Consider the following 7,742-nt stretch of genomic DNA (forward strand, 5'->3'; position numbering starts at 1 on the left):
ACGCCGGCCACCGCAGGCCCGACGGCGACGACCACGCCGTCGATCCCATGATCGCCGAAACACGTTCCTACATCCAGGACTTCGCGGCTGCCTACGAGGTTGCAAGCGATGCGGAGGACCTGGTCCGCATCATGTCGGCGAAGTACCCGGGGCATGGAAACCTCTGGACCTTGCAGTTCTCGGCCATGAACGCGATCCAGCTTCGAGACGCAGGTTCGACCGCGGCGGAAATCCGGCCGTAACTTCCCAGGCTGGACCCCACGCCAGCGAACGACGCCGCAGCTCGGGACTCGCAGAACAGCGAGCCTCGAGCCTCGGCGCGGGACCCTCCTGCCCCGGCCCATCGCGGCGATGGGTGCAGTTCTAGGCGCTCGGCTGGGCACCGCCACTCGATACCGCGTGGTGGCCGCGAGACATTGTGCGGCTCGCTCACCGCGCAACGGCACCACGGTCGAGTCGTACGTCGCGCCGTGAAACAGGCGGGCCGAACCGGGTGCGTCTCGACGGCCGGCCCAGTCCCGAAACGGATATCGATGGATTTCGCGGCCGGGGTAACGGCAAACCGAACGTGGCGGACGTGTCCTCGGAGTGGGCGCAAGCATCCCTTCAATGGTGTGTTCCACGTCACTACCGTCTTCAACAAGCGTACAAATTTCGGAAGGATCGCTCATGCCACGTGAGGATATTGAATTCTCAGCGGACAATGTCACTTTGCGCGGATGGTTCTATCCCGCAGAAGGGGCCGATTCCAAGGGCCCACTGGTGGTGATGGTCCATGGACTGTCCGCCGTCAAGGAAATGTATCTCGACGACTACGCCGAGTCCTTTTCCCAAGCGGGACTGAACGTTCTGGTGTACGACCACCGAAACTTCGGCGCGAGCGACGGCGTTCCGCGTCAGCACATCGATTCGATCACCCAGGCCCGCGACCTTCGTCACGCCATCACGTATGCGACTGGCCGCGAGGACGTCGACCCCGGCCGTGTCGGCATCTGGGGATCCAGCCATGGCGGCGGCCTCGTGCTGAGTGTGGCCGCGGTCGATCGTCGGGTGCGAGCCGTTGTCGCTCAGGTCCCGTTCATCAGTGGGTCCGGTCAGATGACGCGGCTCGTTCGTCCCGACTTCCTGCCAACGGTGCGCGCCCAGTTGGACGGCGAACGACGCAGCCTCTACGACGGCGGGGAGCCCACGCTCATGCCGGCCGTGGACGCCGATCCGCTGGCTCCCGCGCTGATGTCCAGCGTCGAATCCTGGGAGTTCTTCACCAAAACCGCGCAGGACAGGGCTCCGTCCTGGCGCAACGAGGTGACCCTCGGTTCGCTCGAGCGGATCGTCGAGTTCGAGCCCGGCGATGGAATCCACCGGATCTCACCGACCCCACTACTGATGATCGTGGCCGACCAAGACATCAGTGCGTACGCAGAACTCGCCTTCGAGGCCTACGAACGGGCCCTGCAGCCCAAGCAGTTGCTCGTGCTGCCTTGTGGCCACTTCGACGTGTATACCGGTGCCGCGTTCGAAGCGTCGTCTCAGGCTGCGTGCGAGCACTTTGTGCGCGCCCTGGCGTAGGACCCGTCCGCGACTACGGGTCCATCGAGAACCTTCGTGCGGGCAACATCAGACCTCAGTTTGATGAGCCCATTCGGACCGCGCGACAGAAGCAATCGCTATCGCGGCACAAGTCCCGCCGCACCAATCCAATGAGGAGGAACCGCCATGCCGTACTGGGAGATCTTCACCCCCGAGAACGCCTTCACCCCCGAGGACAAGGAGCAGCTGTCCGAGGCGATCACGTCGATCTACGTGGACTACGTCAACCTACCCCGGTTCTACGTGGTCGTCCTGTTCAAGGACATGCCGAAGGAGACGATGTATGTCGGGGGAAAGGCGAACAACAACTTCGTCCGGATCCGACTCGATCACATCGCCCGGCAGATGGAGACCGCAGAGGTTCGCGCACTGATGATGACAGTGGCCGAGGAGAAGCTCGCGCCCTTCATCAAGGAGCGCGGCTTCGACTGGGAGATCCACATCGACGAGACCCCCATGGACCTCTGGCGCACGCAGGGTCTCGTGCCGCCGCCGCCGGAGTCGGACATGGAGAAGCTCTGGGCCAAGGAGAACCGACCCATTCCGTACGACGTCGCTGCCTCGTGACTGAGGATCCCGGGGTACGGCGGCGCTGTGCCCCGGCCCTTGTCGGTCCTCTCATCCCGCGGAACTCGAACTGGCTCAGTACATCGTCTAATGGAAAGGAAGGTGGCCATGCCTGCATCACTCGAAGGTAAGGTCGTGATCGTCACTGGATCGGGCGGCGGAATCGGCGCTGTGATCGCCGCCCGGTTCGCGAAGGAAGGCGCTCGGGTTGTCGTCTCCGATCGCCACCGCGGAGCCGCCGAGGCAGTTGTTTCCCGCATCCCCGGCGCGAGCGCAATCCCGGCTGATGTGACCCGCGAGCAGGACGTTTCTGCGCTGATAGAACGGACTGTCGAAGAGCATGGGGCTTTGCATCACGTGGTCGCCAACGCTGGGATAATCAGCGCATCGCATCCGATCGCGGAGACGCCGCTCGATGTTTGGCGATCCACCATGTCAGTGAACCTTGACGGTGTCTTCCTGACCATCAAGCACAGCGCGGCGGCTATCGCGAATTCCGGTGGTGGATCGATCCTCACCCTCTCGTCCATTTCGGGGACCGGGGGCACACCTCTCGCGGCGGCTTACGGGGCGTCGAAAGCTGCAGTTCGTAACCTCACCGCAACAGCTGCAGGTGAACTCAGAGCACAGAACGTCCGAGTCAACGCCCTGGTGCCCGGCTACGTTGATACTCCGCTCATTGACTCTGAAGTCCCAGTTTGGGAGTCCACCATGGGCCTCGCCCCTGGCGGTTTCGCTCAGGTAATCGACCAGAGGCAGGGGCGGTTGATATCCCCAGAGAATATCGCAGATGCGGCTCTTTTCCTCACTTCGGACCAAGCTTCGATGATCACCGGGAGTGCCTTGACCGTCGACGGCGGTTTCACGAGCCAATTGTTCTGAAAAGTTCATAGGATGGGTTGTGTCACGGGAGTCCAACGTGAGGTCACCATAATTCAATGCCCGGCGAAATACAGCGGACTGCCCGGGAAACCGTTCCCCGGGAACCGCGGCTCGACGGCAGTCCGCAGGCGGCGAGACCCTCGACCGCTGACCCCTTCGGCCGAGGGCCGTCACCCGTCGCGCGTGGACCGAGGACGCCCACCTCCTCGCGCCGGGCCCCGCGCGGCCCGGCGCGAGATCATCCTCACCCCCTTCGATGAACTCCTTGAACTTCGACATGTCGTGGCGTTGAATTCCCTGCTCTGCCCGGCAATGTTGGGTGGTGGTGGAATCGGTCTACCAGCCCCTGCGCACGGCGAACGGTGGTCGTGTCGCAGCATACGGATAGCCTGCCGCCGGGCCACTGATGGTGATCGATCGCCGGGTTGCCGTGCCATCTGGAGGTTTCCGGTATGGCCTTGGCCAAAACGAACCCAGGTGACCGCAGAACGGCGCTCAGCCCCTTTCGCCTCCTGGACCGGCCTCGGTAACAGCGGACGAAGCGGATGTCCGCGACCGTCAGCTACTGCTCGTCCTAGAAATGGGTAGACGCAGGCATAGTCGACGAAACGTACGGACGTCGTCGTCGTCGTCGCAAGCGTTAGGTCGTCCGCACATTTGCGCGGACGGCCTAACGCTTCCCAACAAGCATCGGCATTGGGCTGTCACCGTGGTGGACAGCCAAGACGTATCCCCGAATCAGCGTCGATCGGTGAGTGCCTGGATCAGTGTTCGCAATCCGTCGGCATCGAGGTAGTCGACGAGGGTGTCGGCGAGCGTGGCTGGGTCGGCTTCCAAGCGACGGAAGGTGCGGGTGACCTTCGCCGCGGTGACGGGAGTTCTTGTGGCATATGGTTTTCAGGATCAGGTGTGGGATCCGGCTCGGGCTTCTTGTGTTCTCGCTGTTGTTCGGCTGCCCAGGCTTGGACTTGGGCCTCAGGTCGGTACACAAGCGGATGGCTGATGGACGTAGTCGGAAACAAGGGCGCGCACAGCGAGGTTCAGGCGATCAAGATCGCAACACCGACAACGGTGCAGTGGATCCTCGACAAGGCGATTCAAGTTCACGGCGCAGCAGGCCTGTCACAGGACTTCCCCCTCGCGAACATGTATGCCGGGATCCGCACTCTTCGCTTCGCCGACGGGCCGGACGAGGTGCACAAGAACGCTCTGGCGAGAAACGAGCTCCGCCGCCGGGCAGCAGAACGCGCAGCACGATGAGGCCCAGTCGAGGCTTCATCGACTGTTATGTCCCGACGGTGGGCACTTCGATCCCTATATGGGCGTGATCTTCGACCAGGCCGCGCAGGCAGCCTGCGACCATTTCACGGCTCACTGACATAGCGGTTTGGTCGACTCCGGCGGTTGCTCTCAACAGACTGTCTGGATATTCGGCCGGGAAGGTTGTACGGCGAAATGCAAGATATCTCCTACCAAGAAGTAGGCCACGTCGGGGTGATCACGCTGATGCGGCCCGAGGTGCACAACGCGTTACGGCTCGAGACCTACGCCGAGCTGACCGAACTCGTGCACAACGCGACGGCTCGCGTATTGGTCATCACCGGTGCCGGACGATCCTTTTGCTCGGGCGACGATGTCCGAGCGGTGGGCGGTGGCGCAGGTCCGGTGTTTGACGAAGAAATCACTCCGGCCGCGGGGGCCCTGTTGGCCACAGATATTCCGGTCATCGCGGCTGTGAATGGCACCGCCGTGGGATGGGGGATGGAGCTTGCGCTGCTGGCCGACATCCGCATCGCGGCACGGAGTGCGCGTTTCGGCGAGCTGTTCGTCAAACGGGGGTTGTGCAGTGACGTAGCGGGGCTCGGCCGCCTCGCGCAGACCGTCGGGCGCGAGCTGGCAGCAGAGTTGCGTTTCACTGGCGAGATGATCGACGCGGAGAGGGCCCGGCAGATCGGACTTGTCAGCCGAGTCATCGACGACGAGCAGGTGATGCCGGTCGCACTCGAGCTGGCGGAGAAGATCGCGGCGAACCCGCCGTTGGCGGTCACTGCGACCAAGCGCGGCCTTCGACTCGCACTGGATCCTGACTGGAATGAATTCGGACGCTGGGTGACCGCCACACAGACGTCGTCGTTCACCACCGAAGATCACCGTGAAGGTGTCCGCTCATTCCTCGAGAAGCGCGAGCCGCGGTATGTCGGTCGCTGATCGCGTCGGCCGCGAACAAGGTGTTTCGCAGCCGTGGGGCGGTGAGCAACCACCATTGATCCCGGAGAACAAGGAGCGCAAGCCGATGAGTTCCACACGAGACAGCGCCGCTGATTCGCGGGCATCCGCAACGAACTCCGTGATCGTCACGCGAAGCGGCGCGATACTCACACTGACGATCAACCGGCCCCATCGCAAGAATGCACTCGACGAGGCCGCTTTCACTCGACTTCGAGACGAGATACGAATTGCAGGAGCCGACGAGACCATTCGTGTGGTCGTGCTGACGGGGGCAGGAGGAGACTTCTGCTCCGGCGCCGACCTTGCAGGCGAGAAGGAGCCGCGACACCCTCTGAACCGGATGCGCTGGATGGGTGACATCGCCGAGGAGTTGCATCACCTGCCGCAACCGACCGTGGCCAGAGTCGAAGGCGTCGCGGTAGGAGCCGGTTGCAATCTCGCGCTCGGATGCGACCTCGTTGTCGCCTCCACCACGGCACGCTTCTCCGAGATCTTCCCCAGACGCGGAATGTCCGTCGATTTCGGCGGCTCGTGGCTCCTGCCTCGCGTCGTAGGGCTCCAGCAGGCGAAGCGAATGGCCTTCTTCGGCGAAATCATCGATGCCGACGAGGCACTGCGGATCGGAATCGCGACCTGGGTGAAGGCACCGGACGAACTCGACCACTTCGTCCTGGACCTGACTACTCGGCTGGCCAGCGGTCCTCCCATCGCGCTTGCACAGTCCAAGGTGATGATCAACCAAGCGAGCAGCTCGACATTCCGTGAGGCCCTGGAAGGTGAGTCCCGTGCCCAGCTGATCAACTTCGCGACCGACGAGCCCATGGCATCGCGGGCGTTTCTCGACAAGACCGAACCCACATTCGAAGGGACCTGGCAGTTATGAGCGAACCGACCACCGCCGTTTCCGGCGCGACTACCGAGAGTCAGCGCCGCACGTCGGCGCACCTTCACCCTCACCGAGGCACTGACCACCGTGTCGCTTGCCAGGGTGATGGGACGACCTCGTTGCCACGAGCATGGGACCACCCGAAGGTGTCATCGAGCATCGGCCTCGCCTTCTGAACTGTCAATGGCACCACGCCCGGCGCGGGTGCGTTGCCGGTAGGACGGGCCCTCGATGACGAGGGTGTGTGCCGCGGAGGTGAGCCGGTCGATCGCCGACTGCGCGAGCAGGGCATCGGTGGTCATCGACAGCCGCTCGGAGGGCTCCCTGTTCGAGCTGACGATCGTCGCCTTGCGGCGGTGGCGCTCGACGACCAACTCGTAGAAGTCGTTGGTCTCGGTGGCGTCCAGGGCCGACGCGCAAAATCGTCGAGGACCAGGAGATCGACGGTGGCGATGCGCCGCATCTCCGCCTCGACCGAGTTGTCGAGCCGGGCGGCGCGCAGMCGGGCGAACAGYTTGTCGGCGCGGGCGCAGAGCACCGTCATCCGGCGCCGGATCGCGACGTGCCCGAGGGCGGTCGCCAGGTGCGTCTTGCCCACCCCCACCGGTCCCAGAACCAGAACCGAGTGGCCGGCCTCGGCGAACCGCAGCGACACCAGATCCGACAGCAGGGATCGGTCGTAGCGGAGGTCGTCGAGGGCGTTCCAGGTGTCGATTCGCATCGACTGATCCAGACCGGCCTTCGCCGACCGTAAAGTGGCCGAGCGTGATTCCCGCCGGGATACCTCGTCGGCGAGCAGCAGCTCCAGGAATGCGACGTGGCTGAGCTGGTGCTGGCGGGCCAGGGCGAGTCGCTCGGGCAGGGTGTCCTTGAGGGCGCCGAGTTTGAGTGTTGTGAGGAGGGCGATCAGGTCGGCGCCGATCGGATCGACCGGCCCCGTGGGGGCGGGTGGGGTGGTCATCGTGGCTCCTTCGTGTCGGTGTTGCCGCCGACGATCACGGTCAGATGCCCGGTCCTCTCGGTGGCACTATCGGTCCCGGCAGTGGCAGGGGTGGTCCGCTCGGTGGCAACACCGGTCCCGGTAGTGGCGACGCTGGTCCCGGTGGTGGCAGGTGTGGTCCGGTCGGTGGCGAACTCGGCGGGGTCGCGGGTGAATCGGGACGGTGCCGCCGACCCGGCGGCCGGCAGCAGCGGTGCGGTGGTCTCGGTGGCGCGTTCGAGCATCGAGGCGATCTTGCTCACCGACACCACATCCAGATCCAGCGCCGTGCTGCACGCCGCTTCGACCGGGCCGGGCCCGTAGCGGCGGACCAGCCCGAGCAGCCGGTAGACCGCCCGCATCGACGATCCAGGGCAACGGATCGTCGAGCAGCCTTTCGGCGTAGATCCCGACGGCGCGGCCGTGCCCGGCGCAGGTGCCGATCAGCCGGTCCAGGTCCCGCATCGCATATCCGACCTTCTCGGTGGGCAGATCCTCCGGGGCCGCGCCGTCGGGATCTACGCCGAAAGGCTGCTCGACGATCCGTTGCCCTGGATCGTCGATGCGGGCGGTCTACCGGCTGCTCGGGCTGGTCCGCCGCTACGGGCC

Annotated in this window: 6 protein-coding genes and 4 pseudogenes; 8 read left to right on the forward strand and 2 right to left on the reverse strand. The window is 64.4% G+C overall.

Going from position 1 to position 7,742, the window contains the following annotated elements; all coding sequences use genetic code 11:
- The 7 genes and pseudogenes from AC1DWT_RS48150 to AC1DWT_RS48180 all read left to right on the forward strand — a co-directional run.
- Nucleotides 1-242 (forward strand): annotated as a pseudogene (locus tag AC1DWT_RS48150) (MBL fold metallo-hydrolase); the annotation flags it as partial.
- A gap of 427 nt (nucleotides 243-669) precedes the next feature.
- Entirely contained in the window at nucleotides 670-1,569 is a 900-nt protein-coding gene (locus AC1DWT_RS48155; protein ID WP_477925974.1) for an alpha/beta hydrolase, read from the forward strand.
- A 147-nt stretch (nucleotides 1,570-1,716) separates the two neighbouring features.
- Nucleotides 1,717-2,157: a tautomerase family protein gene (locus AC1DWT_RS48160; RefSeq protein WP_477925975.1), complete on the forward strand. Its 441-nt coding sequence runs from the start codon at nucleotides 1,717-1,719 to the stop codon at nucleotides 2,155-2,157.
- Nucleotides 2,158-2,265: 108 nt separating this feature from the next.
- On the forward strand, nucleotides 2,266-3,039 hold the full coding sequence (locus tag AC1DWT_RS48165; RefSeq protein WP_477925976.1) for an SDR family oxidoreductase: 774 nt from the start codon (nucleotides 2,266-2,268) through the stop codon (nucleotides 3,037-3,039).
- A gap of 990 nt (nucleotides 3,040-4,029) precedes the next feature.
- A pseudogene (locus tag AC1DWT_RS48170) lies at nucleotides 4,030-4,299 on the forward strand (acyl-CoA dehydrogenase family protein); the annotation flags it as partial.
- A gap of 234 nt (nucleotides 4,300-4,533) precedes the next feature.
- The gene (locus AC1DWT_RS48175) at nucleotides 4,534-5,247 is read left to right on the forward strand and encodes an enoyl-CoA hydratase/isomerase family protein (RefSeq protein ID WP_477925977.1); all 714 of its coding nucleotides are present in this window, start codon (nucleotides 4,534-4,536) and stop codon (nucleotides 5,245-5,247) included.
- A gap of 85 nt (nucleotides 5,248-5,332) precedes the next feature.
- A complete protein-coding gene (locus AC1DWT_RS48180; protein ID WP_250775312.1) occupies nucleotides 5,333-6,151 on the forward strand; it encodes an enoyl-CoA hydratase/isomerase family protein in 819 nt (272 codons plus the stop codon).
- A 152-nt stretch (nucleotides 6,152-6,303) separates the two neighbouring features.
- Here the strand turns inward: AC1DWT_RS48180 and AC1DWT_RS48185 are convergent.
- Nucleotides 6,304-7,115, reverse strand: a pseudogene (locus AC1DWT_RS48185) (ATP-binding protein).
- Nucleotides 7,112-7,495, reverse strand: coding sequence for a transposase (locus AC1DWT_RS48190; protein ID WP_477925978.1), 384 nt, complete (start codon nucleotides 7,493-7,495; stop codon nucleotides 7,112-7,114). The pseudogene AC1DWT_RS48185 and the gene AC1DWT_RS48190 overlap by 4 nt, the downstream one beginning before the upstream one ends.
- A 61-nt stretch (nucleotides 7,496-7,556) precedes the next feature.
- On the opposite strand from AC1DWT_RS48190, the pseudogene AC1DWT_RS48195 reads away from it, so the two are divergent.
- Nucleotides 7,557-7,742, forward strand: a pseudogene (locus AC1DWT_RS48195) (hypothetical protein); the annotation flags it as partial.

It is taken from the genome of Rhodococcus sp. P4_B6, from assembly GCF_056402215.1.